The organism is Sphingopyxis sp. Geo48, assembly GCF_949769155.1.
Lineage (GTDB): Bacteria > Pseudomonadota > Alphaproteobacteria > Sphingomonadales > Sphingomonadaceae > Sphingopyxis.
This window is the reverse complement of sequence record NZ_CATKPA010000002.1, coordinates 13146-38939: the sequence shown is the minus strand read 5'-3', so window position 1 is coordinate 38939 and position 25794 is coordinate 13146. Positions and strand designations below refer to the sequence as shown.

22 protein-coding genes are annotated in these 25794 nt (G+C 65.2%); 17 read left to right on the top strand and 5 right to left on the bottom strand.

Going from position 1 to position 25794, the window contains the following annotated elements:
* The first annotated feature begins 12 nt into the window (after positions 1–12).
* The 5 genes from QOL79_RS06790 to QOL79_RS06770 all read left to right on the top strand — a co-directional run bounded on the left by QOL79_RS06790 (position 13) and on the right by QOL79_RS06770 (position 7150).
* On the top strand, positions 13–759 hold the full coding sequence (locus QOL79_RS06790; RefSeq protein ID WP_204994024.1) for a glucose 1-dehydrogenase: 747 nt from the start codon (positions 13–15) through the stop codon (positions 757–759).
* Entirely contained in the window at positions 759–1472 is a 714-nt protein-coding gene (locus QOL79_RS06785) for an SDR family NAD(P)-dependent oxidoreductase (protein WP_283419067.1), read from the top strand. Before QOL79_RS06790 ends, QOL79_RS06785 begins: the two co-directional genes overlap by 1 nt.
* Before the next feature lie 139 nt (positions 1473–1611).
* Positions 1612–3984, top strand: a complete 2373-nt coding sequence (locus QOL79_RS06780) for a TonB-dependent receptor (RefSeq protein ID WP_283419066.1) — start codon at positions 1612–1614, stop codon at positions 3982–3984.
* Between the two features lie 108 nt (positions 3985–4092).
* Positions 4093–5550 carry a carotenoid oxygenase family protein gene (locus tag QOL79_RS06775; protein WP_283419065.1) on the top strand — a complete coding sequence of 486 codons (1458 nt, stop codon included), beginning with the start codon at positions 4093–4095 and terminating at the stop codon, positions 5548–5550.
* A 19-nt stretch (positions 5551–5569) separates the two neighbouring features.
* On the top strand, positions 5570–7150 hold the full coding sequence (locus QOL79_RS06770) for a fatty acid--CoA ligase (RefSeq protein WP_283419064.1): 1581 nt from the start codon (positions 5570–5572) through the stop codon (positions 7148–7150).
* Positions 7151–7259: 109 nt separating this feature from the next.
* On the opposite strand, the gene QOL79_RS06765 is transcribed toward QOL79_RS06770, so the two are convergent.
* A complete protein-coding gene (locus QOL79_RS06765) occupies positions 7260–8072 on the bottom strand; it encodes an SDR family NAD(P)-dependent oxidoreductase (protein WP_283419063.1) in 813 nt (270 codons plus the stop codon).
* A gap of 10 nt (positions 8073–8082) precedes the next feature.
* Entirely contained in the window at positions 8083–9081 is a 999-nt protein-coding gene (locus QOL79_RS06760) for an NADP-dependent oxidoreductase (RefSeq protein ID WP_058454833.1), read from the bottom strand.
* A 115-nt stretch (positions 9082–9196) separates the two neighbouring features.
* Between QOL79_RS06760 and QOL79_RS06755 the strand changes: the two genes are divergently transcribed.
* From QOL79_RS06755 to QOL79_RS06715, 9 genes are all read left to right on the top strand, one after another.
* Entirely contained in the window at positions 9197–11323 is a 2127-nt protein-coding gene (locus QOL79_RS06755; protein WP_283419062.1) for a molybdopterin-containing oxidoreductase family protein, read from the top strand.
* Positions 11324–11332: 9 nt separating this feature from the next.
* Complete coding sequence (locus tag QOL79_RS06750) at positions 11333–12349, top strand: NADP-dependent oxidoreductase (protein WP_283419061.1); 1017 nt, start codon at positions 11333–11335, stop codon at positions 12347–12349.
* A complete protein-coding gene (locus QOL79_RS06745; RefSeq protein WP_283419060.1) occupies positions 12346–13122 on the top strand; it encodes a ThuA domain-containing protein in 777 nt (258 codons plus the stop codon). The genes QOL79_RS06750 and QOL79_RS06745 overlap by 4 nt, the downstream gene beginning before the upstream one ends.
* Before the next feature lie 73 nt (positions 13123–13195).
* The gene (locus QOL79_RS06740) at positions 13196–14443 is read left to right on the top strand and encodes a cytochrome P450 (RefSeq protein ID WP_283419059.1); all 1248 of its coding nucleotides are present in this window, start codon (positions 13196–13198) and stop codon (positions 14441–14443) included.
* Complete coding sequence (locus QOL79_RS06735; RefSeq protein WP_283419058.1) at positions 14440–15501, top strand: acyl-CoA dehydrogenase family protein; 1062 nt, start codon at positions 14440–14442, stop codon at positions 15499–15501. Before QOL79_RS06740 ends, QOL79_RS06735 begins: the two co-directional genes overlap by 4 nt.
* Positions 15498–15890, top strand: coding sequence for a Zn-ribbon domain-containing OB-fold protein (locus QOL79_RS06730; RefSeq protein WP_058454837.1), 393 nt, complete (start codon positions 15498–15500; stop codon positions 15888–15890). The genes QOL79_RS06735 and QOL79_RS06730 overlap by 4 nt, the downstream gene beginning before the upstream one ends.
* Positions 15887–17035, top strand: coding sequence for a thiolase family protein (locus QOL79_RS06725; protein WP_283419057.1), 1149 nt, complete (start codon positions 15887–15889; stop codon positions 17033–17035). Before QOL79_RS06730 ends, QOL79_RS06725 begins: the two co-directional genes overlap by 4 nt.
* 7 nt (positions 17036–17042) lie before the next feature.
* Positions 17043–18251, top strand: coding sequence for an acyl-CoA dehydrogenase family protein (locus QOL79_RS06720; RefSeq protein ID WP_283419056.1), 1209 nt, complete (start codon positions 17043–17045; stop codon positions 18249–18251).
* 44 nt (positions 18252–18295) lie between these two features.
* On the top strand, positions 18296–19114 hold the full coding sequence (locus QOL79_RS06715) for a helix-turn-helix transcriptional regulator (RefSeq protein WP_082657681.1): 819 nt from the start codon (positions 18296–18298) through the stop codon (positions 19112–19114).
* A gap of 32 nt (positions 19115–19146) precedes the next feature.
* Here QOL79_RS06715 and QOL79_RS06710 read toward each other — a convergent pair whose 3' ends face one another.
* Positions 19147–19683, bottom strand: a complete 537-nt coding sequence (locus QOL79_RS06710) for a VOC family protein (protein ID WP_204994011.1) — start codon at positions 19681–19683, stop codon at positions 19147–19149.
* A gap of 98 nt (positions 19684–19781) precedes the next feature.
* Between QOL79_RS06710 and QOL79_RS06705 the strand changes: the two genes are divergently transcribed.
* From QOL79_RS06705 to QOL79_RS06695, 3 genes are read left to right on the top strand one after another with little or no spacing between them, the layout of a single operon-like run.
* Entirely contained in the window at positions 19782–21011 is a 1230-nt protein-coding gene (locus tag QOL79_RS06705) for an aromatic ring-hydroxylating oxygenase subunit alpha (RefSeq protein ID WP_283419055.1), read from the top strand.
* Between the two features lie 13 nt (positions 21012–21024).
* The gene (locus tag QOL79_RS06700; protein ID WP_283419054.1) at positions 21025–22452 is read left to right on the top strand and encodes an aromatic ring-hydroxylating oxygenase subunit alpha; all 1428 of its coding nucleotides are present in this window, start codon (positions 21025–21027) and stop codon (positions 22450–22452) included.
* A complete protein-coding gene (locus tag QOL79_RS06695) occupies positions 22452–23249 on the top strand; it encodes a sugar phosphate isomerase/epimerase family protein (protein ID WP_282950064.1) in 798 nt (265 codons plus the stop codon). Before QOL79_RS06700 ends, QOL79_RS06695 begins: the two co-directional genes overlap by 1 nt.
* Here QOL79_RS06695 and QOL79_RS06690 read toward each other — a convergent pair.
* Together QOL79_RS06690 and QOL79_RS06685 are read right to left on the bottom strand one after the other, a co-directional pair.
* Positions 23246–24148 (bottom strand): SDR family oxidoreductase, encoded by a 903-nt coding sequence (locus tag QOL79_RS06690; protein ID WP_282950063.1) that lies wholly within the window; start codon positions 24146–24148, stop codon positions 23246–23248. The genes QOL79_RS06695 and QOL79_RS06690 overlap by 4 nt on opposite strands.
* Positions 24145–25794, bottom strand: a complete 1650-nt coding sequence (locus tag QOL79_RS06685) for an FAD-dependent oxidoreductase (RefSeq protein WP_283419053.1) — start codon at positions 25792–25794, stop codon at positions 24145–24147. The genes QOL79_RS06690 and QOL79_RS06685 overlap by 4 nt, the downstream gene beginning before the upstream one ends.

Below are 25794 nucleotides of genomic sequence, written 5' to 3'. Positions count from 1 at the left end.
AGGGAGGACAGGATGGAAGGGCAAGGCCGCATTTCGGGCAAGATCGCATTCGTGACCGGCGGCGCGTCGGGGCTGGGCCTCGACATCGTCCGCCGCTTCGTCGCCGAGGGCGCGAGCGTCGTCATTGCCGATATCGACGTCGAGGCAGGCGAAGCGCTTGCCGCAGAGCTCGGCCAGCGCTTCGTCAGGCTCGACGTGTCCAAGGAGGCCGAATGGCTCGCCGCACTGGCCACCTGCGACCGGATCGACATCCTGGTCAACAATGCCGGGATCACGACGCATGGCTCGATCGAGGATCTGACGCTCGAGGCTTTCCGGCACGAATTTTCGGTCGACGTCGATGGCGTTTTCCTCGGCTGCAAGCATGTGATTCCGAAGATGAAGGCCAATGGTGGCTCGGTGATCAACATGTCGTCGATGTGCGGTGTCCGTGCGCAGGCCGACCTCGCCGCTTACAACGCCGCCAAGGCCGCGGTGACGCATCTCACCAAGTCGGTCGCGCTGCATTATGCGCGCAAGGGTTATGGCATTCGCTGCAATTCAGTGCATCCGGGCGCAATCCACACGCCGATCCTCGAAAAGGTGATGGCGCAGGTCGAGGACGGCCAGGCGCTCTACGACAGCTGGGTCGCGACGCACCCGGTGGGCCGCCTCGGCAGGCCCGAAGAGATTTCGGCGATCGTGCTCTATCTTGCCTCCGACGAATCGGCGTTCGCGACCGGCGCCGAGTTCCGCGTCGACGGCGGCAGCTCGCTCTGATGGCTGGGCGCCTCGATGGCCGTGCTGCGCTCGTCACAGGCGCCGGATCGGGGATCGGTCTCGCGACCGCCCGCCGCCTCGCTGCCGACGGCTCGCGCGTCCTGACCACCGACCGATCTGGCGAGGTCGACATCCTTGCCGACGTGACGGCGCCCGGCATCAACGCAAAGCTGGTTGCCGAAACCGAAGCGCGGTTCGGGCGGCTCGACATCGTTGTCGCCTGTGCGGGGATTACGGGCATGCAGATGCTCGACGGCGCGAGCGACGACTATTTTGACGAGATGATGGCGGTCAATGTCACTGCGGTGTTTCGCCTGATGCGCGATGCGCTGCCCCTTCTCAAACGATCGCCGCACGGACGGATCATCCTGATCGGATCGGTGATGTCGAGCTTCGGCGAAGCGGGCATGACCGCCTATAGCGCATCGAAACATGCCGTGCTGGGCATGACCAAGTCGGTCGCGGCCGAGGTTGGCGCATATGGCATCACGGTCAATTGCATCCAGCCCGGCGCGATCGAGACCCCGATGACCGCCCCGGCCTTCGCCACGATGCCCGAGTTCCGGCAGAAGTGGGTCGACAAGGCGGCGCTCGGTCGGCTCGGACAGCCGGAAGACATCGCCGACGTCGCCGCCTTTCTGGTCAGCGACGAGGCGCGTTTCATGTCGGGTCACGGCGTCTTCGTCGATGGCGGCGCGACACAGCGGCAATAGAAAGCAAGGAAATCAGCGCATTTCGTGCCGCTACGGCATGCCTGATATTTTTGATGATTGTTGAATCGAGGCATAAAGCGGACCTTGCCCTCAACGTGACCGGCGAGCCTATGTGCCGGCGCGAGAGGGAGGAACGACGATGACCACGCATGCCCGAACGCTGCCTGCCATCCATGCCACTGTGTCGCTCGCTGCACTTGCCATCGCCACGCCGGCCTTTGCCCAGGAGGCACCGGTTCAGGACGATGGCGGCGGCGCGATCCGCGAAATCGTCGTCACCGCACAGAAGCGCCAAGAAAGCGCCCAGTCCGTCCCGGTCGCGATTACCGCCTTGGACGAAAAGGCGCTGGATACCGGCATGGTGCAGGATATTCGCGATGTCGCGGGACGCGTTCCGAGCCTGGTGATCGACAGCGTGTCGGCCGGTCCGAGCGCGGCGGCGATCTCCATTCGCGGCATTTCGTTCGAGGACATCGAAAAAAGCTTCGACCCGACCGTCGGCGTCGTCGTCGATGGCGTGTTCATCGGCACGAACACCGGCCAGCTGCTCGACAGTTTCGATCTCGAAAGCTTGCAGGTCCTGCGCGGTCCGCAAGGAACCTTGTTCGGCCGCAACACGATCGGCGGCGTGATCGAGGTGAAGCGCACCAAGCCCACCGACGATTTCGGCGTCAAGGGCCGCCTGTCCTATGCCAGGTTCGACACCAAAAGTGCCCGGCTGGTCGCCAACAGCGGCAAGCTGGGAGATTTCATCGCGATCAAGGCGTTCGGCTTTTATGACAAGACCGACGGCTTTGTCCGCAACCTCAGCACCGGCGGCCGCGATGGCAAATATGAAACGCTGACCGGCGGGGCGACCCTTTTGATCGAACCCAGCAGCGACTTTTCGGCCGAGATAACCTATGAACATATGCGCGAGCGCGGCGAGACGGTTTCGATCCCGACATCGTCGAGCCTCGACCTGATCTGCCTGGCCGCGGGCGCACCCGGGTTTTCGCCCGTCGCCGAGTGCAACCGGTTCGCGCTGCCCGATCGCGGCGTCAATTCGACCTATCAATTGGCGCCGCATGACGTCTCCAACGACACCGACGCGGTGACCGGCAACATCACCTGGTCGCTAAGCGACAATATCACGCTCTTTTCGGTGACCGGCTATCGCACCAATGACGAGAATGTCGCGCAGGACTTCGACGGCAGTTCGGCGGATTTCTTCGCCACCCGGCGCATTCAGCAATTCGAACAGTTTAGCCAGGAGCTGCGGGTGCTGGCCGAGCTCGGCGACGCAATCAACCTGCTGGTCGGCGGCTATTATTACAACAGCAACTACCAGCTGGACCAGTTCACGCGTCTGGGACCCGTGCCCTCGCAAAGCGCCGCTGGCGCAACACTTCGCGCCTACACCGACAATAAGGCGAGGTCCTATGCTGGGTTTGCCGACGCCCAGTTCAAGCTGACCGACCGCTTCAAATTGTCGGTTGGCGGTCGCTATACCCGCGACAGAAAGCAAACCTTCAACAACTACGGCCAGGTCGTGGGACTGGTCGAATTGAGCCAGCCGAATTTCGACGGACGGTCCTGCGTCAGCGTGACCGGCGTCTTTGGACCGGGGCCCCTGGCAGGGCTGCCCACTTACGGCCCTGCCACCAATTGTTCGGGCAAGGCATCGTTCGGCAAATTCACCTGGCGCGCCAACGCGACCTACGAAGTCGGCGAAAACAAGATCATATATGGGTCCTACTCGACCGGCTTCCGGTCGGGCGGCTTCAACGGACGCGCCGCATCGCCGACCTCGCTCGGCCCCTATTTCCCGGAGACCGTCGATGCGTTCGAGGTCGGTTTGAAGGCCGACTGGCTGGATCGCACCCTGCGCACCAACATCGCACTGTTCCACACCAAATATGACAACAAGCAGGAAGAGGTCGTTCAGCCCTCGCCGCCGGGGTCGGCCCAGCCGCAGGAGACGGTCGTCGGAAATGCGGCATCGGCAAAGATCACCGGCGCCGAGCTGGAACTGATCATGCAGCCGTCCGAATCGCTGAACTTCACGGCATCGGCCAGCTACATCGACGCCAGGTACGGAACATTCCTGAAAGATCTGAACGGCGATAACGTCGGCGACGACGTGTCGACGCTGACCCTGCGCCGCGCACCGAAGTATCAGTTCTCGACCGGCGTCAATTATTCGAAGGAAATCGGCTCCGGACGTCTCGACGCCAATCTGCTGCTCCGCTTCCAGAGCAAGGTGGCCACCTGCATCGTCGCCAACCGGCCGATCGTCCTCGGCGCGGTTACCAACGATTTCCGCTGCTTTACCAAGGATCGCGAAAATCTGTCGGGACAGGTGTCCTACACCTTCCTGACGGGCAGCGGAGAAATCAGCGTCGCAGTCTTTGGCCGCAATTTGACCAATGTGCGCGACATCGGCAGCACCCTGCCGGTCGCCGGCCTCTTCACCTTCTCCGGCTCCATCGAGCCGCGCACTTACGGTGTCGAACTCGGCTTCAAGTTCTGACGATGGGACGTTCCCGCCAGGGCACGGCGGGGTCGTAAAGGGGGACCAGGAACAAGGGGCGGCGCATTGCACCGCCCCTTGTTTGGTGGACAGACCAGAGGAACCAGGATGACGCAGGCCTTTTTCGACCATCCCTATCTGTCGGGACATCATCAGCCGGTGCGCTTCGAGGCGACCGCGCCCGACCTGATCGTCGAGGGCGAGATCCCTGCCGATCTGGTCGGCGTCTTCTATCGCAACGGCCCCGAACCGCTCTATCCGACGCGCGAGGGCGAGTATCACTGGTTCGACGGCGACGGCATGGTCTATGCCTTTCATATCGCCGATGGCCGCGCGTCGATGCTCAACCGCTGGGTCAGAACCGAGAAGTTCGAGCTGGAAAAGGCGGCAGGCAAGCGCCTGTTCGGGCTGTTCGGAAATCCGATGACCGCCGACCCGTCGGTCGCGGGCAAGCGTTACAACACCGCAAATACCAACATCATCGTCCATGGCGGCAAGCTGCTGGCGCTGATGGAGGGCGCGCCGGCGGTCGAGCTCGACCCGCGCACGCTCGAAACGCTGGGCGAGGAACATTATGGCGGGACGATCACCACGACTTTTTCCGCGCACCCCAAGGTCGATCATCACAGCGGCGAGCTGGTCAACATCGGCATGGCGATCAATGGCCCGATGGGGCCGCCGCAATTGCGGTACGACGTGATCGCGGTCGACGGCAGCGTGCGCAAGGCGGAGGTCATCGACATGCCGCACAACGCGTTGATGCACACGTTCTTCCTGACCGAGAACTGGGTGGTTTTCCCGGTCATCCCCATCGACGCCGACCTCGGCCGCTTCATGAAGGGCGGGCCGATGACCGCGTGGGTCAACGGCCGCCCGACCAAATTCGCGATCATGCCGCGCGAGGGTTCCGCGAGCGACATTCGTTGGTTCGACTACGAGCCGCGCCACATGTTCCACGAACTCAACGTATGGGAACAGGACGGCAAGATCATCGCCGATGTCGCCGCTGCGAACGGCACCGCGCTGTTTCCTGACGAGACGGGCGCGAAAAGGACGCATGGCGACACACAGCAGAGCCTGCGCCGCTGGACGATCGATCCGGGCACGAACGGCAACGGGACGTGGATCAGGGAAGAGACGCTCAACGACCGCGACATCCAGTTCCCGCGCCCCGACGACCGATTCATGACGCGCGCCTCGCGCCACAGTTTTGCCAATATAAATTTGAACAGCCGCGACGGACGTGCGGAAGGGATGGACGCGGTGCTGCGCTTCGACGCGATCAGCGGCCAGGAGGACGTCTATCACTTCGGCAATGGCGCCTCGTGTGGCGAGCTGGTTTTCGCGCCGAAGATCGGCGCCGCGGGAGAAGGCGACGGCTATGCGATGACGCTGGTCCACCGCGCAGGCGCCGCAACCAGCGAACTCGCGATCTTCGACGCGCTCGACATCGCGGCGGGGCCGGTCGCGACGATCCATGTCCCGTTCCGCGTTCCGTCGGGTTTTCATTGCAATTTCTACGCCGCCGACTCCCGTCTCTACCGGCAGGCGTTCGGTCACGCCTGACCATGGGAGAGGAAGTTAAGTGAAGGTTCCAGCCTTTCAGCGGATCGCCGACGTCGCGCGGACCAACGCCCGTGAGCGTCCCGATCGCATCCTCTTCCACTTCGAGGGCCGCGCAACGAGCTACGCCGATTTCGATGCGAACAGCAGCCGCGCCGCGAACGGACTGATCGCCCTCGGTCTGAGACCCGACGACCGCGTTGCCTATCTCGGCAAGAACAGCGACATCTATTTCGAGCTCGTGATGGCGGTCGCCAAGGCCGGCGGTGTCATGACGCCGGTCAATTGGCGCCTCGCCGTGCCCGAGATCGCATGGATCATCGACAATTGCGCTGCGCGTATCCTGTTTGTCGGGCCGGAATTTGCCGAACTGGTCGCCGCGAACCGCAAGGCTTTTCCCGGCGTCGAGCATGTCGTCGCAACCGAGGGCGCGGCGAGCGGCTTTCCAGACTATCTTAGCTGGCGCGACGCCTTCTCAGCCACCGACCCAGACATCCCGCGCGGCGAGACCGACGCGGTGATCCAGATGTACACCTCGGGCACCACCGGCAAGCCCAAGGGCGCGGTACTCACCAACGGCTCGGTGCTGCGCTCGCAACTCGACCGCGACCCGGCGCTGCAGGCCGATTGGGAGCGGTGGGAAGAGGATGACGTCGGGCTCGTCGCCATGCCCTGCTTCCATATCGGCGGCACCGGATACGGCATCACCGTAATGACCAATGGCGCCACGGGCGTGATCACGCGCGAGTTCGATCCCGGCGGGGTGCTCGACCTGATCGAGGCCTATGGCATTTCCAAAATCTTCATGGTGCCCGCGGCGATGCAGATCATCGTCAATCAGCCGCGGGCGCGCGATGTCGATTTCTCGCGGCTGCGCCACATCGCCTATGGCGCCTCGCCGATCCCGCTCGACCTGCTCCGCCAGTGCATCGACGTTTTCCAGTGCGGCTTCGTCCAGATGTACGGCATGACCGAGACGTCGGGCACGATCGCCGCGCTGCCGCCCGAAGATCATGACCCGGCGGGCAACGAGCGGATGCGCTCGGTCGGCAAACCGCTGCGCGGGGTCGAGATGCGGGTGATCGACGCCGGCGGCAACGCGCTCCCGCCGCGCGAAATCGGCGAGATCGCGATCCGCGCGCAAGCGAATATGCGCGAATATTGGGGACGGCCCGAAGCGACGGCGGAGACGATCGACGCGGACGGCTGGCTGCGCACCGGCGACGCCGGCTACACCGACGAGGAAGGCTATTTCTACCTCCACGACCGGGTGAAGGACATGATCATCTCGGGAGGCGAGAATGTCTATCCGGCCGAGGTCGAGAATGCGATCTATGGCCACCCCGCGGTCGCCGACATCGCGGTGGTCGGCGTGCCCGACGACAAATGGGGCGAGGCGGTGAAGGCATGCGTCGTGCTGCGCGACGGCGCGAGCGCGGACGCGGCCGCGATCATCGGCTGGGCGCGCGAGCGGATCGCCGGCTATAAATGCCCCAAATCGGTCGACTTCATCCCGGCGCTGCCGCGCAACCCGTCGGGGAAGATTTTACGCCGCGAACTGCGCGCGCCCTATTGGGAAGGCCGCGAGCGACAGATTGGCTAGCGACTGCCCCCCCCATCATCTCGTCAGTGCGAGGAGCGAAGCGACGCGGCGATCCAGCGTGGCGTAATCCGCCCTAGATCGCTTCGCTGCGCTCGCAATGGCGGCGTGTTTATTGCACCTGCAACTTCGCCATCGCCGCACCGACCGCGGCCGCAATGTCAGCCTCCTGCGGATTGCCCCGCAGCGCCAGCCCGCCGTTCGGCTGCAAATTCTCACCCGTAACGAAAGCCTCGTCGCTGGCCAGCCAGAGGCATGCGTTCGCCACATCCTGCGACGTGTTGAGCCGTCCCAGCGGATAACGCGGCAGGAAGGCATCGACCAATCCCGGCGTCGCGAACGCTCCCTCGGTCATCGGCGACTCGGTGAACGCCGGCGACACGACATTCGCCCGAATCCCCGCGGCGCCGAAATCATTGGCGACGCAACGGATCAGCGCCTCCGACCCTGCCTTGGTACCGATATAGGCGGCATGGTTGCCGATCGGCGCGCGCGTGGTCGCCGACGATATCTGGATGATCGAGCCGCCGCTCGGATCGTTGGCGAGCATCGCGCTGACAAACGCCTGCAGGAAATGATGCACGCCGGTGAACTGCAACGCGACGATGGCGGCCAGTTCTTCTTCGGTGACATCGAGCAAGGGCTTGAGCAGCCCCCACCCGCTGGCATTCATCGCAATGTCGACCCCGCCCATCTTCGCCTTCGCCGCATCGGCGAGCGCGAAGACCGAAGCCTTGTCGGTGATGTCGCAGAGCGCGGCATGGCCGCCGATCTCGGCCGCCAGTGCTTCGAGCGGTTCGGCCTTGCGCCCCGCGACCATCACCGTCGCGCCCTCGCGCGCGAACAACCGCGCGGTCACCTGCGCCATATTGCCCGCCGATGCTGCGCCTATGATGACGGCGCGCTTGCCTGCCAGCCTGCCCATGTCGATCTCCCTACAGCTTCAACAATTGCTTGCCGCGGTTCTGGCCGCCGAACAGGCGCTTGAGGGTTGCCGGGGCATTTTCGAACCCCTGCTGCACATCCTCGCGATAGGTGAGCCGCCCATCCTGGACGAAGCCCTCCAGCCGTTTACGGATCGCCGGAAATTCGCTCGCCCAGTCGATCACGATGAAGCCCGCCATCGTGCCGCGGCGGAAGACCAGATTGAAGTAATTCTGCGGCCCCGCGGGCAGCGATCCGGTCTCGTACCGGCTGATCCCGCCGCAGATCACAACCCGCGCGCCGGTCGCGATCTCGCCGAGCATGTCGTTGAGGATCGTGCCGCCGACATTGTCGAAAATGACGTCGACTCCGCGTGGACAATGGTCGCGGATCTGGGCCCGCACGTCGCCCGCCTTATAGTCGATCGCCGCGTCGTAGCCCGCCTCCTCAACCAACCAGCGACACTTGTCCTCACCGCCCGCAATGCCGACCGCGCGGCACCCGGCGATCTTCGCCAGCTGACCCACGACCGACCCCGTGGCCCCCGCCGCACCCGAGACGAGCACCGTATCGCCCGCCACCGGCCGCCCGACCTTGAACAATCCGCAGTAAGCAGTGACCCCCGTCGTCCCGAGCACCGACAGCATCGCGGTCGGCGGCAGCGCGGTGTCGATCTTGACCAGCCCTGCGCCGTCCGACCGGTGCCATTCGGTCCAGCCGGTCGACCCCATCACCAGGTCGCCGACTGCAAGGCCCGGATGGTTGCTCTCGACCACTTCGCTGATCGCGCTGCCCCGCATGACGTCGCCGATCGCCATCGGCGCGACATAGTCGGCGATATTTTCCATCCATCCCTTTTGCGCCGGATCGAACCCCAGATAGAGCGTCTTGAGCAGCATTTCGCCGTCGCCCGGCGTGCCGATCTCGGTCTCGACGAGCCGGAAATCGCCCTCCTCGATCCCGCGTCCGCGCGGATGTCCGTTCAGCAGCCATTGGCGCGATGTGGGCATCGATACTCTCCCTGTTCCCTGCCGCGAAATTGCGCCCACCCGGCCGCCGCAACCACCGCCAAAAGTGCCAGTCGATTGCGGGGCGCCGAGGCGTAGGGTGCGATCAGGGAGAGATATGATGCCTGAGGTTCGCCGCAGTTTCTGCCGCTTCTGCCATGCCAATTGCGCGATGCTGGTCACGATCGACGAGGGCCGCGTGACCAAGGTGCAGGGCGATCCCGACGATCCGGTCTTCGGCGGCTACACCTGCATCAAGGGCCGCCAACTCGCCGAGGCGCACCATGGGCCGCAGCGGCTGATCGTCTCGCAGAAGCGCGTCGGCGACGCCTTCGAGGATATAGCGACGGACAGCGCGCTCGACGAGATCGGCGCGCAACTCTCGGCCATCATCGCCGAGCATGGACCGCATGCCGTCGCCATTTATGCAGGTACCTATGCCTTCCAGAACAGCGCCGGAGTCGGCAGCGCCATGGCCTTCGCGCAGGGGCTCGGCACCCGCAACATCTATACGTCGGTGACGCTCGACCAGCCCGCCAAATTCTATACGACGGCGCGCTACGGCAACTGGATGGGCGGCATGCACACCTTCGCCGAGGCCGATGTCGCCTTCTTCATCGGCAACAATCCGATCGTCTCGCACTACGGCCCGCCGGGCGGGTTGCCACCCTTTTCGCCGTCGCGCCGCCTGCGCGATGCGCTCGACGGCGGCCTCAAACTGATCGTCGCCGACCCGCGCGAGAGCGACGTCGCGGCGCTCGCGCATATCCACCTGCCCGTCCGCCCGGGCGAAGACCCCGCGCTGCTCGCCGGGATCATCCATGTCATCCTGTCCGAAGGCCTCTACGACAAGGCGTTCGTCCAGCGCTATGTCGACGGCCTCGACGAGTTGCAGCGCGCGGTAGCGGGCTTCACCCCCGACATCGCTGCAGCACGCGCCGGGGTCGAGGAAAGCCAGCTTGTCGCCGCGGCGCGGATGTTCGCAGGCGGCACCAAGGGCGTCGTCTCGACGGGCACCGGGCCGGAGATGGCGGGCAATGGCACGCTCACCCAATATCTCGTCTCGTCGCTCAACATAATCTGCGGGCGTTTCTGTCGCGAGGGCGAGAAAAGCTCGATCCCGCGCGTCTTCACCCCTGTCACCCCGCGCCGCGCAGAGGTCGCGCCGCCGATGGCGCTTTTTGGCGAGGGCTTCCCCGCCTCGCGCATCCGCGGCCTGACGCATCTCGGCATGGAGATGCCGTGCAATGTGCTCGCCGACGAAATGCTGACCCCGGGCGAGGGGCAGGTGCGCGCGCTGATCGTGATCGGCGGCAATCCGGTGGTCGCCTTCCCCGATCAGGACAAGATGACGCGCGCGATCGACGGGCTGGAGCTGCTTGTCTGCATCGACGTTAACGCCGGGTCCGCGACGGCGACGCGCGCCGACTATATCCTCGCCCCCAAAATGTGCCTCGAACGCGAGGACATCAGCAACCTTTCCGAATGGTGGTACGAAATCCCCTACGCCCGCTATACCGAGGCGATGATCGACGCACCCGAAGGGCTGCTCGAGGAGTGGGAAATGCTCTGGGAACTCGCGCACCGTCTCGGCACCGGCATGCCGCTCGCAGGCGGCGCCTGCCCGATGGACAAACGGCCCACGAAGGAAGCGTTCCTCGACCTTATGGTCGCCGGCTGCTCGGTCGCGCCGAGTGTGGTGCGCGCCGATACCGTCGATGGCAAGGCCGTCATCTATGACGATCTGCATCCGATCGTCGAACCCGGCGATCCCGATGCATCCGGCCACTTCGACCTCACCGCAGGTGCAATGCCCGACCAACTCATCGCCTATGGCGAAGCCGACCAACCGACGCCCGATTTCCCCTGGCGGATGGTCTCGCGCCGCAGCCGCCATCGCTTCAACTCGACCGGTCAGAATCTGCCCGCGCTGCGCGCCAAGCGCACCACCAACCCCGCTTTCCTGCATCCCGACGATCTCGCGCGCATTCCCTGCAATGACGGCGACACCGTCCGCATCCGCTCGGCCGTCGGCGAAGTCGTCGCGGTCGCGCGCGCGGCGGAGAATATGCGCCCCGGCGTCGTGTCGATGGCGCATGCCTTCGGCGGCCCCGACATCGGCCCCGACGGCGTCCACGAGCATGGCGCCTCGACCAACCGCCTCGTCAGCGAGAGCGTCGCCTATGACCCCATCACCGGCCAGTCGCTGCAAAGCGCGATCCCGGTTTCCATCGTCCCCGCCTGAGGAGCTTTCATGCCTGACAACCGCCGCTTCCTGCTCGTCCGCCGCCCCAATGGCGAACCCGTGCGGGCGGACTTCTCGCTCGTGACCGAACCGACGCCCGAGCTCGCCGCCGGGCAATTCCTGATCCGCAACCATTATGCCTCGCTCGATCCCGCGATCCGCGGTTGGATGGACGATGCGCCGAGCTATATGCCGCCGATCCCGCTCGGCACGCCGGTGCGAGCGTCGACCGTCGGCATCGTCGAGGCGAGCAACGCCGAGGGCTTCGCGCCCGGCCAGTGGGTGATGGGCCTCAACGCGATCGAGGATTATTCGGTTGGCACCGTCGGCGGCTTCACCCAGCCGATCGACGCCAGCCTCGTCCCCTCTGTGACCAATTACCTCTCGGTGCTCGGCGCGGTCGGGATGACCGCCTATTTCGGCTATATCGATGTCTGCGAACCCAAGCCCGGCGACGTCGTACTCGTCACTGGCGCGGCGGGCGCGGTCGGGTCGCTCGTTGGCCAGATCGCGAAAATCAAGGGCGCGAGCAAGGTCATCGGCATCGCCGGCGGACCCGAAAAGTGCGCGAAACTGATCAATCGCTACGGCTTCGACGCCGCGATCGACTATCGCGGCAAGGATGTGCAGGCGCTGACCGACGCGATTCGCGCCGAGGCGCCCGACGGCGTCGACATCATCTTCGAAAATGTCGGCGGCGACATCCTCGACGCCGGCCTCAACAATCTGCGCCACGGTGCCCGCATCGGCCTCTGCGGCCTGATCAGCGAATACAATTCGGTCGAAAAGATCGGCGCGCGCAACATCTGGCAGCTCATCGTCCACCGCGCCTCGATCCGCGGGCTGCTCGTCGCCGACTACATCGCGCGCTTCGCCGAGGGCGGCGCCGCGATGGCCGCGTGGCTGCAGCAGGGCAAGCTGATCGCCGACGAGCATGTCGACGAAGGCATCGAGAACAGCTTCGATGCCTTCATGCGGCTCTTCGCCGGGAGCAATCAGGGCAAGATGATCCTGAAGATCGCATGACGGGGGCGCGCCGCCTTCTCGTGCTGTCGGGCGGCCATCCCTATGAAGCGGAACCCTTCGCCGATCTGCTCGCGAGCTTCGAAGGCTGGACCGTCACGCACCTGATCCATCCCGAAGCCGAGATCGCGGTCGCAGAGGGCGCAGCAGATGCGGCCGACGCGATCCTCTTTTACGACATGCCGGGATATAGCTTCGGCGACGGCAGGGCGGCGACGCGGCCACCGTCCTTCACCTATCGCCGTGCCATCACCGACTATTTCGCGCGGGGCGGCGGCGCGGTTGCAATGCATCATGCGATCGCGGGCTGGGCCGAATGGCCCGAATGGGCCGAGATGCTTGGCGGACGCTTTCTCTACGATCCCGGCGAAGCCCACGGCGAGCAGCATCTCGACTCGGGCTATCGTCATGAGGTCCGTTACGACGCCCTCGTCCTCGATCCCGCGCATCCGGCGACCGCCGGACTGCCGCCACGCTTCCCGCTCTGCGACGAACTCTATCTCGCGCCGATCTGGGGTGCGACGAAACCGCTGCTCCGCGCCGATCACGCCTTCGTTCACGAAAATTTCTATTCGGCATCACAGGCCGTGACGGGGCGCATGTTCAGCAATGACGGTTGGGATCACCGTCCCGAAAGCGACCTGATCGCGTGGGAAAGGCCGGTCGGCACGGGCCGCCTGATCTATCTGCAGCCCGGCGACGGCCCCGCCGCTTATGCCGATCCGAACCTCCGCCGGTTCCTCGCCAACGCGCTCGCCCATGTCGAGCGCGCCTAACGAAAATGTGCATCGCGCGGCGGGTGCGGCTGCATATAGTTGCGCCGATAACTAGAAGATTGAGGGACGAGGCGTGAACACTATCGCCGCAAGCAGCTTTTTCGAGCCGCAGGTCATCGCCGACCCGTTCGATTATTATCGCGCCTGGCTGCCCAAAAGCCCCGTCGTGCAATTGTCGGAAGCCATGTTCCTCGTCCTCTCCTATGATCTGTGCGCGCAGGCGACGGGGGACGTGGAAACCTTCTCGAACAATTTTCAGGGTACTTTGTCGGGCGCGATGGCGGAGGATAGCGATGTCGCCGCAATCCTTGCCGAGGGTTGGCCGCAGGTCGACACGCTTCTCACCGCCGATCCGCCGGTGCACACCCGCTTTCGCAAGCTGGTCAACCTCGCCTTCTCGATGAAGCGCGTCGCCGCAATCGAAGAGGATATGCGCGGCGTCGTGATCGAGCTGATCGAGAAGATGGCGGCAAAAGGTGAGGCCGACTTCGTCCGCGATTTCGGCATTCCCCTGCCCGTCGCGATGATCGCCAGCCAGATCGGCATGACCGGCGACGACCTCGACAAGGTGAAGCGCTGGTCGGATGCCTTCGTCGACCGCCTCGGCCGCATGATCCCCAAGGAGCGCGAACTCGAATGTGCGCGCGAGGTCGTCGAATTCCAGCATTTCGTAAAAGCCAAGATCGACGAGCGCCGCGCCAACCGCACCGACGATCTGCTCTCCGACCTCGTCTATGCCGAGGTCGACGGCGAGCGCCCGCTCGAAGACGCCGAAATCCTGTCGATCATGCAGCAGTTGATGGTCGCGGGGAACGAGACGACGACGTCGGCGCTCGCCGGCGGGCTCCTCCAACTGATCGAGAATCCCAACCAGATGGCGAAAGCCGTCGCCGCCGCGGACGAAGGAAACGAGCGGGCGATCATCAATCTCGTCGAAGAAGTGCTGCGAACCGAGAGCCCGACCGCGGGCATGTGGCGGATGGTGCTGAAGGACACCGAACTTGGCGGGGTCAAAATCCCCAAGGGCGCGATGGTCCAGCTGCGCTATGCTGCAGCGAACCGCGACCCGGCGAAATACCCCGATCCCGACCGTTTCGACATCGAGCGCGCCAACGCGCGCAGCCATCTCGCCTTCGGCAAGGGCATCCATATGTGCGTGGGCAATATGCTGAGTCGCAAGGAAATGGCGGTCGCCTATACCGAACTTCTGACGCGCCTGGCCGACTTCCGCGTCGCCGACGGCCATGTGCCGAGCTGGCCGCCGAATATGCTGCTGCGCGGGCTGACCACGCTGCCGATCACCTTTCGGCGGCGCGCATGAACTTCGACCTGGACGAAGACCAGCAGCTGACGCGCGACACGATCGGGCGATTTCTGGGTCCGATCGATGTCGCGGCGCGGCACGCGATGCGGCGCGGCGCCGGCGGCTATACGCGCGCACGCTGGCAGGAGATCGCCGACCTTGGCCTGCTTGCGCTCGCGGCGCCCGAGGCGCTGGGCGGCATCGGCGGGACGATGGTCGACTTGGCGCTCGCTGCCGAGGCGCTCGGCGCGGGGATCGCGATCGATCCTTGGCTCGAAAATGGCGTACTGCCGATCCGGCTCGCCGCGGTCGCCGGCGATGCGGCGCTCGTCGGCGACCTGATTGCCGGACAGCGCCTCGCGGCCGTCGCCTTTGCCGAACCGGGTCGCCGCTATGAAACCACGGCGGTCGGGACGCGGGCCGTGGGCGGCCAGATCGTCGGCGCCAAAATTTTCGTCCTCGGCGCGCCGCTCGCCGATATTCTGCTCGTCACGATCGCGGGCGATCGGCTGGCAAAAGTCGCGCCCGACGCCGCCGGGGTCGTGCGGCAGGATTATCCGGTGATCGACGGATCGAACGCCGCGACGCTCGACCTGCACCGGGTGGGCGCCGACATCTTCGAGCTGCCGGAAACCAAATTCCGGCGCGTCATCGGCGATGTCCAGACGCTCGCCGCCGCCGAAATGCTGGGCCTGGCGCAACGGATGTTCGACGACACGCTTGCCTATGTCGGCGAGCGCCGGCAGTTCGGCGCCGCAATCGGCAGCTTTCAGGCGCTCCAGCACCGGCTCGTCGAATGCTATGCGGCGCTTGAACAGGCCCGGTCGATGGTGCTGCGCACAGCGATGCTCGATCCCACCACCGACGACGCCAACTGGCCGCGCATCGCCGCGGGCGCAAAGGCCTTCGTCGGCGAAGCGGCGACGAAGATCGGGCTCGAGGCGGTGCAGATGCACGGCGGCATGGGGCAGACCGACGAACTGGCGATCGGCCACGCGCTGAAGCGGGTTATGCTGCTCGACAAATTGTTCGGCGACCAGGACCATTGCCTGCGCAGCTTTGCGAGGGCGGCATGAGCGCGCTCGCCCCCATCGCGCCAGGCCTATGGACCGACGAGGCCGAACCGCGGCTGATCGGCGGCCGCCGTGCCGATGGCGAGATCGTCTTCCCGGTTCCCGATGGCGATGCCGCGGCGCTGGTCGAACCCGTTGCGCTGTCACGCAGGGGCAAGCTATGGTCGTGGACGACGCAGGCCTTCGAACCAAAAGAACCCTATAGCGGCCCGCAGCCGTTCGAGCCCTTCCTGATCGGTTATGTCGAGCTGCCCGGCGAGGTGATCGTCGAGACACGGATCGTCGATGCCGCCCCCGCAGACCTTGTGATCGGCATGCCGATGGAATTCGCCGTCGTTCCGTTCGACGATGCGAGGTCAACCTACGCCTTTCGCCCGGAGCGCCAGCCATGAGCGACAACGTCTATATCATCGGCGCCGGAATCCACCCCTTCGGCCGCACTGACAGCCGATCGGGGCGCGACCAGGGCGTTTATGCCGTGCGACAGGCGCTGGCAGACGCCGGGGTCGAATGGGGAGACGTCGAATTCGCCTATGGCGGGTCGGCGGCGGCCGGCTCGGCCGACATCATGGTCAATGAACTCGGCCTGACCAGCGTGCCCTTCATCAACGTCGCCAACGGCTGCGCCACGGGTGGCAGTGCGCTGACGGCGGCGCAAAACGCGATCGCGGCGGGCGCGTGCGACATCGCGCTCGCGGTCGGCTTCGACAAGCATCCGCGCGGCGCGTTCAACGCCAAGCCCTCGGATTACGGCCTACCAGAATGGTATGGCGAGACGGGGATGATGCTGACGACGCAATTCTTCGCGCTCAAGATCCAGCGATACATGGCGCTGCACGGGATCAGCCGGCGCACGCTCGGCCTCGTCGCCGAAAAGGCCTTCCGCAACGGCACCCTCTGCGACCATGCTTGGCGGCGCTCGCCGGTCGATCTCGACACGATCCTGAACGCGCCGATGGTCAACGATCCGCTGACCAAATATATGTTCTGCTCGCCTGCCGAGGGCGCGGTCGCGCTGGTGCTGGCTTCGGCCAAGAAGGTCCGCGAGCTCGGCGCCGACGCGGTGCGCATCGCCAGCGTCGCCTTTCGCACCCGCCCCGAAGGCTCGTTCGAGGTCTTCGCGCCGTCGATCAGCGTCAATGGCGGCGGCAAGCCGACCGAGATTGCCAGCAAGGCCGCATTCGAAATGGCCGGGATCGGCCCCGAAGATGTCTCGGTCGCGCAATTGCAGGACACCGAAAGCGGCGCCGAGATCATGCATATGGCCGAAAACGGCTTCTGCGCCGACGGCGAGCAGGAACGGTGGCTTGCCGAGGGCTGGAGCGAAATCGGCGGCAAGCTGCCGGTCAACACCGACGGCGGTTGCCTCGCGTGCGGCGAGCCGATCGGCGCCTCGGGCCTGCGGCAGGTTTACGAAAACACGGTGCAACTGCGCGGTCGCGGCGGCGAGCGGCAGGTGCCGAACAGCCCGAAGGTGGGCTATTCTCATGTCTATGGAGCGCCCGGCCTGTCGGCGGTGGCGATCCTCGAGCGCTAGAAGAGATATGGATCTGGATCTTACCAAGGACGAACTGGAATTTCGCGAGGAGGTCCGCGACTTCCTGCGCACGTCGCTGCCGGACTATGTGCGCGATGGCGCGCGGCGGACCCCCGGGGTCTTCGTCGAACCCGACATTGGCCTCGTCTGGCACCGCATCCTCAACGACAAGGGCTGGGTCGCCTATCATTGGCCCGAGGATTGCGGCGGCACGGGCTGGACGCCGATGCAGCGATATATCTTTGAAAAGGAATGCGCGATCGCGGGCGCCCCGGCGCTGTCGGTGCTGGGCCTGCGCCTCGTCGGCCCCGTCATCTGCGCCTTTGGTACGCAGGAGCAGAAGGACCGCTTCCTGCCCGCGATCCGCGCCGGCACCGACTATTGGTGCCAGGGCTATTCCGAACCGCAAAGCGGCTCCGACCTCGCCTCGCTGCGCACCCGCGCGCGGCGCGAGGGCGACGAATATGTCGTCGATGGATCGAAGATCTGGACGACGCATGCGCATCACGCGAACTGGATATTCTGTCTTGTCCGCACCGACGGCGAGGTGAAGAAGCAGGCTGGGATCAGTTTCTTGCTGATCCCGATGGACCAGCCTGGCGTCACCGTCACACCGATCATCACCATGGCGGGCGATCACGAGGTCAATCAGGTCTTTCTCGACGGCGCGCGCACGTCGGTCGACAACCGCATCGGCGAAGAGGGGCAGGGCTGGACGATCGCCAAATTCCTGCTCGAGAACGAGCGCGGCGGATCGTTCCATGCGCCGCGCCTGATCCGCGCGATCGACCATCTGGAACAACTCGCGGCCGCCGCGCCGAGCGGACATAATGGGGCTTTAGGCAGTGATATCCAGATCGCGACGCGGATCGCGCGGTTGCGGCTCGAAGCCGAAGCCCTTGAGACCACCGAACTGCGCATCCTTGCCGACATCGCCAAAGGCCGCCCAGCCGGGCCGCAGACATCGCTCGTCAAACTGCTCTCCTCCGAGATTCACCAGCGGATCGACGGCGTCGCAATGGATCTGCACGGCTATGACGGCCTGCAATTGCCGACCATCCGTCCGCTCTACGGCAACGAAGCCCCGTCGGCGATCGGTGACGAGGACGCGCAGGTCGCCGCTGCGCGCTATCTCAACAGTCGTGCATGGACCGTCTTCGGCGGTTCGAGCGAAGTCCAGAAGAACATCATAGCAAAGACGGTGCTACGCCTATGACACATGCATTGCGAGTTGCGAACCAGTGTGAAATAGTCCCGCCGATGGGAGAGAGCGCAGCCAGGCTGCCGGACGACGGGCTTGCACCGCCGATGAATACCAGGGCGCTCGTCGACGCGGTCACGGTCCGCGGCGTGGAGGATATCCACGACGCGGCGGTTGCGCTGCGCGATTTCGCCGCCGCGCATGGCCTTCGCGCCGCGCTATGCGACGATATCGCCTCCAAGGAGACCATGGTCGATGCCGACGGAGCGGTGCTCGCCGCCGACCTGTTCGGCTGGCTGGGCGACGGCGAACGCTGGTGGGAGGATCACAGACTCGCGCTTCACTCGCCGCTGCCCCGCTCGTGCCGTTATGAGAGCGAGGCCTTCTGGTGCAATGGCCAGGGGTTCCGCACCGCGGTGCCCAACCCGTATCTCGATGACATCGACCTCTCGCGCTATTTCGCCGCAAACCAGCGCTACCAGGCGGCGATCGTCGTTCCGGTCCACCTCCCGTTCGGGCAGATTTCGGCGAACAGCTATCACCCTATGGATCCCGAGATCACCGATCTCAGCGACCAGTTCGCCCAGATCGGACATATTCTCGGCGCCGCGACGCGGCGCTTCATCGCGGGCTATGCCTCGGCGATGCGCACCAAGCGCCGCATTCCCTCGGATTGCGAGCTGTCGAAGCGCGAGGTCGAATGCCTGCGCTGGGCCGCGATCGGCAAGACCGACCGCGAGATCGGCATGATCATCTCGTTGAGCCACGCGACGGTGCGCTACCATGTCCACCGTGCGGGCGAGAAGCTGAACTCGGTCAACCGCGCGCAGACGATCTTCAAGGCCGGGCAGCTGGGGTATCTGGGTGCGAATAGCTGAATCGCGTTCCCAAACCTACCGGCCGGTCCGCTTCACCCCAACGACCTTAGCGGCTCGCTCCCGTCCCACCCCATCGCCGCATCGCGCATCATCGCGAACAGCTCGCGCGTGCCTGCCTGCGGTTCCAGCAATTCTACCAGCGTCCCCGGCCCGGTGCCGGGATCCGCGTAGATCACCCCGCCCGTGTCGCCGACCGGCGCCTCGAAGACGATTTCGGCGCCGACCTCGGCGCAGCGGATCCGCGCCTCCGCAATCGAGTCCACCAGCACGCACACATGGTGCAGTCCCTCGCCCACCGCATATTCGCCCCGATAGAGCGATTTTGCGTCATTCTCGGGCCGGATCAGCTCGATCTGCATCTCGCCCCAATAACCGAGCGCCATCGTGAAGACGGGATCGCTCGCCTCGCCGCGATAGCGTCCGCCCGGGAGCGACACGTTCGGCAGCAGGAAGAACGGCCCCGCGCCCATCACCTCGGTCCAGTGCTTCACCGCGGCGTCGAAGTCCGACGGTACGAACGCCAGCTGCATGACGTCCCCGAGCGATGCCAGCGTTGCGGGTGCGGCCATGTCTCTCCCCTCAAAAGCGATAGCGCACAAGCGCCTGCCTTTGTGCGATAAGCTCTTCAAGACCTGGAGTCATACTGGGCAAAATGTGAGGGATAGCCATGGCCGAGTCCGATCCTAAGATCGCAGCGCAGGACTGGTTCGCCGTCCGCAAACGCAATGCGCGCGCGGGATTGCGCAAACTGGTGGCGATCATCGCCGAGAACCGCACCGACCGCGCCGAGGCGCCGCTGGCGCTGCACAAATCCGTCTATACGAGCGAAGCGCGCAACGCCGCCGAGATGAAGCATATCTTCCGGAACGAGCCGATCGTCGCCGGCCTGTCGGGCGACATTCCGAAGCCCGGCGACACGCTGGTCTTCGACTCGGTCGGCCCGTCGATCCTCGTCACGCGCGGCAAAGACGGCGTCGCGCGCGCCTTCCTCAACATGTGCACCCATCGCGGCGCGAAGCTGGTCGAAGAGAAAGAGCCCTGGCAGGGATCGCGGCCGCGTCTGGTTTGCCCCTTCCACGCCTGGACCTTCGACCCCGCGGGCCAGCTCGTCGGCCAGCCTGGCAAGGAGGGCTTCGCGAACTGCGAGATCGGGGCGCGCAACTTGATCGAACTGCCCTGCGCCGAGCATCTCGGCCTGATCTTCGTGCGCGCCAATCCCGACGGCGCGCCGATCGATGCCGCCGCGCATCTTGGCGATTTCGGGCCGGTGCTCGCGCAGCTGGAATTGCACCGCGCAGAGCCGGTGAAGAAGGGCATCCTGACCGCCGATTCCAACTGGAAATTCGCGCTCGATACCTATGGAGAGGGCTATCATTTCAAGATGCTTCACGCTTCGACGATCGGCGTGACGCACTACAGCGACCGCAACGTCTATGAACCGATCGGACGCCATCACCGCGTCAGCTTTCCCGACCTGTCGATCGGCGACCTCGTCGGCAAGGACGAAAGCGAATGGCCCGAGACCGACTATGGCGGGGTGCATTTCCTGTTCCCCAACACCGTCGTCTTTTTCGGCGCGGTAACGCCGGGCGTTTATTTCACCCAGGTCTTCCGCCTCTTTCCCGATGGCGCCGGCAAGATGTTCTGCCAGTTCGCCGTCTATGCGCCCTTCGGCGTCGAGAGCGAGGAGCATCGCGCGATGTGCGAGATGGCCTATGACGCGACCGCGACCGTCGTCCAGACCGAGGATTATCGCGTCGCGAGCAGCGGCTATGCGAACCTGATGACCGCGCCGGACGACTTCCACGTCGTGCTCGGCGCGAACGAGCCGGCGCTGCACGGCGTCCACCGTTCGATTGCCGCGGCGTGCAAGATGCCGCTCGAGCAGATCGCCTGACCGGAGCCCAACAATGAACGACCTTTCGCCTCCCCAGGACCAGAACCGCGACGACCGTTGCCCCGGCACCAGCTACACCGACATGCTGCACGCCGACACGCGGCGCGTGCCCGACTATCTCTTCGCCGAATCCAATCAGGAGCTTGGCGACGAACCGATCGCGATCGAACGTTACGTCAGCGAGGACTGGGCAAGGCTCGAGCGCGAGAAGATGTGGCCGAAAATATGGCAATTCGCGGCGCGCGAAGAGGATATGCCGAACCCCGGCGACACCGTCGTCTATGACATCAACGAAAAGAGCATATTGCTCGTCCGCCAGAAGGACGGGTCGGTCAAGGCGTTCTACAACGTCTGTCTCCACCGCGGCCGCAAGCTGCGCACCGAAAGCGGCCCAGCGGTCAACCTGCGCTGCCCCTTCCACGGCTTTTCCTGGCACCACGACGGCCGCTTCAAGGAAGCACCCTGCGCCTGGGACTTCAAGCATCTCGAGAGCAAGGACATGAGCCTGCCCGAGCTGAGGGTCGAAAGCTGGCAGGGATTCCTGCTCGTCACCGAGAATCACGACCTGCCGAACTTCCGCGACTGGGTCGGCCCCGGGGTCGAGCATTATGACAATTGGCGGCTCGACGAATGTTACACCGGCGCGTGGGTCGGCCGCGTCATTCCGGCGAACTGGAAGGCGGTTGCCGAAGCGTTCATGGAAGCGTGGCACAGCATCGTCACCCACCCGCAGATCCTGGGTTTCACCGCCGACGCCAACACGCGCTACGACCTCTACGGCGACTTTCTCAATCGCGCGATCACCCCCGCCGGCGCGATGTCGCCACACATCAAGGGCAAGGACCAATTCTATGTCCTGAAATCGCTCGAGGAGTTCATCGGCGGCGGCGACAGCCGCGCGCGGCGCAGCACCGCTTCGGCCGACGACCTCAAAGGCTTTGACGCCAACGATCCGATGCTGGCGCGCAAGGTGCTGGCGCAGGCGAACCGCGATGCTTTTTCGGCGATGAACGGGCATGATTATTCGGACGCCACCGACAGCGAGATGCTCGACAATTTCACATACAATGTCTTTCCGAACTGGGCTCCTTGGGGCGGCCTGACGCCCAACATCGTCTATCGCTGGCGGCCGTGGGGCGACACCGACCACAGCCTGATGGAAGTCCGCATCCTTATGCGCACGCCCAAGGGCGAAAAGGCACCGAAGTCGGCGCCGATGCACCTGATCCCGGATGACCAGCCCTTCGCCAGCGCCAGCCACCTGATCGGCGCCGCGCTCGCCGGCGTGTTCGACCAGGACATGGAAAACCTGCCCTATGTGCAGGAAGGGATGAAATCGTCGCCCAACGGCGTGATCGAACTGGGCCATTATCAGGAAAGCCGCATCCGGCATTTCCACCGGACGCTGAGCAAATATATCGACGGCGAGTTGCCGGGCTGATGGCGCGCGCACTTCCCCTGCTGTCGCTGGCGGCGGGGGTACTGCCCGAATTTTCGCCCGAGCAGACGATCGCAGCCGCCATCGACGCGGGCTGGCCGGCGGCCGGCATCTGGTACGATCCCGAAACCTGGACAACCGCGACGACGGCCGAGGTTCGCGATCGCGCCGCCGACGCCGGTCTGGCGATCCTCGATATCGAAGTGATCTGGCTGAAGCCCGGCGCCGACGATCCGGCGCATTTCGCGGCGATCGACGCCGGCGCCGCAATCGGCGCGCGCAATGTGCTGATCGTCAGTTCGGACGATGATCCGGCAAGCGCCGCCGCCAAACTGAACCGGATCGGCAATCACGCAGCGGCTGCAGGCCTGCGAGCCTGCCTGGAGTTCGCGGCGTTCACCACAGTGGGCAGCATTGAAAGCGCGATCGCGCTAATCGACGCCGCCGATTGCGCGAATCTCGGCCTAATGATCGACCCGCTGCATCTTGCTCGCACGGGCGGATCGCCTGCCGACATCGGCTCGGTCGACCCAAAGCGCTTTCCCTATGCGCAATTCTGCGACGCACCGGCGCTCGGCCCGCCGCCAAGCGACGTGCCGGAAATCATCCGCGAAGCGCTCGATCTGCGCCTGATGCCCGGTGACGGCGGACTGCCGCTTGACGATCTGATTGCCGCGCTACCTCCGACTACCTCGCTGAGCATCGAACTGCGCAGCGCAAAACTTCGCGAAAAACACCCCGATCCTGCCGAGCGCGCACGAGTGCTGCTCGCCGCGACGCAGCGCTGGTTCGCAGCCTAGCTCCAGTCCTGCCGCGCCGCCCAGTCGGCGAAGGAGGTCGGCGTCACCCCCAGCAGCCGCGCTGCCGGCACGGTATCGAGTGCCACCGGCGACACCGGCTGGTCGTTGTACCAGCGATAGAATTTCGCCATCCCGTCATAGATGCTCGCCGGCTGCACCGCGCGCGAGCCGGTGACGAGTTCGCTCATCCGCGCGGCAAATTCGTCGGGGCTCAGGCTCTGAAAACGCACGGGCCGTCCGGTCGCGAAGCCTAATAGCTCGGCGACCTCGGCCCCGACCAGCGCCTCGGGCCCGCCCACCGCGATCCGGTCAGCGATCAGGTCCTCGTGCAGCAGCGCCGAGACCATATAGGCCGCCACATCCTCCAGGCAGATCCAACTGATCTTGAGCGTCTCGGCGGCCGGGTAAGCAAAAACCCCGCTGTTCACGATCGCCGGGCGCGACCAGATGCGCGTAATATTGTCCATGAACACCATCGGCTCGATAATGACATACGGCACGCCGCTGTCATGGATCGCGCGCTCGATATCGCGCCGCCCGTCGTGCGCCGACAGGCCCAAGTCGCGGTCGGCGACGAAGCAGCTCGTGTTGAAGACGATCTTCCGCAGCCCAGCTGCACTCGCAGCGGCCGCAATGTTGCAGCCCATCGTTGCGGCGCGTTCGCGGTCGAATTCGAACGGCAGGTGCATCGCGAGCGCGTCCTGCCCTTCAAAGGCCGCGGTCAGGCTCGCGACGTCGTGGAGGTCGGCGGCGACCTCGGGCACATCAGGATGCACAGTCGCCGCCATCGCGCCCGGCCGCCGCACGCCGGCGGTCGGTTCGAGACCGCGCGCCTTCAGTGCCGCCAGCAACGGAATCCCCTGGTCGGCGGGCGCGCCGAGGACGATGACCTTCTTCATGCCGCACCTTCCAACTGCTTCGCCGATACGCGCGCGGCGTGGCGTCCCGCGAGGAAGCCGAACACCATCCCCGGCGCGATCGTGCCGCCCGGCCCGCCGTAGGTCATGCCCATCGCCGAGGCCATGACATTGCCCGCCGCATAAAGCCCCGGGATCGCCCCGCCATCGACGCTGAGCACCTGCGCATTGGCATCGGTCTGCGGGCCGCCCTTGGTACCGAGCGCACCGCTCTTGATCTCGATCGCGAAGAAGGGCCCCTGCCCGATGGGGCCGAGCGTCGCGGCGGTCGAACCGCGCGCGGCGGGATCGCCCCACCATTGGTCATGCGCAGCATCGCCGCGCCCGAAATCGGGATCGCGCCCGGTCGCGCAATGCGCGTTGAAGCGCTCGACCGTTGCATCCAGCTCGTCGGGATCGATCCCCAGCCGCCCCGCCAATTCGGACAGGCTTTCCGCGCGCATCGCCCATTGCGGCGGCGCCACCCCGCGCTCGCCGCTGATCATCCCGAAGCCGAAGCGGTCGATATATTGCTGGTCGAAGATCAGCCAGCACGGCAGGTTCGCATAGTCGAACGCGCTGACATCCTGATCGTGGAACGCCGCACCGATCGCATTGTAATTCGCCGCCTCGTTGGTGAAACGCTGGCCTGCGCGATTGACCATGATCGAATGCGGGAGGCTGCGCTGCCCCGCCACGAGCGTCTTGCCCATCGAGCAATCGCTCTCGGGCACCTCGGCGACCGGCATCCACCACGCCTCGCGCATATTGCCGAGCATCGCCCCGACGCGCATCGCCATCTTGAGCCCGTCGCCGGTGTTGGTCTTCGGGCTGAGCGGATGCGTCAGCGGTCCGCGGATGAAGGCGCGGAGCAGGTCGGCATCCCATTCGAACCCGCCGGTCGCGAGCACTACCGCGTCGGCCGCAACCTCGATCTCACCACCGGCGGTCTCAAATACAACGCCTGTGACGCGGTCCCCGTCCATCAGCAACCGGACCGCGCGATGCCCGGTCTGCGGTTCGATCCCGCGGTCGAGACACGCGCGCAGCAAGCGCCCGACCAGCGCCTGTCCGCTCCCGCGCAGGTCGCCGTCGATCCTGCGCTGCAACTCTTCGGGCGCCAGCGGCCGCGGCTTCGCCTGTCCAAGCGGCGTGTCGTAGATCGAGAAATGCGGCGAGGGATAATAGGGCGATTTGGTCACTCTGTCGGCCCACTCCCCCAGCTCGTGGAACGAGTAGAGTGGGCAGTCGAGCGAACGCCCGCCGTTCGGCATCCCGCCCGGAAATTCGGCATGATAGTCCGGAAATTCGGGGATCGGCCGGAACTGTACCGGGGTGTTCGCCTCAAGGAACGCCACCATTTCAGGCCCATGATCGAGGAAGGCCTCAACGAGATGCTGCTGCATCAGCCCGTGCGACATCGACATAAGGTAAGTCAGCGCCTTGGCACGACTGTCCTCGACGCCGAGCGTCGCCTCATGATGATTGTTCGGGATCCAGATCATCCCGCCCGACCAGGCGGTTGTTCCGCCGACCTGCTCGCCCTTTTCGAACAGCGAGACGTGCGCGCCGGCCTCATGCGCCGAGATCGCGGCGGTGAGTCCTGCGCCGCCGGTACCGAGGACGATGACGTGCGGCGCTTTGCTCAT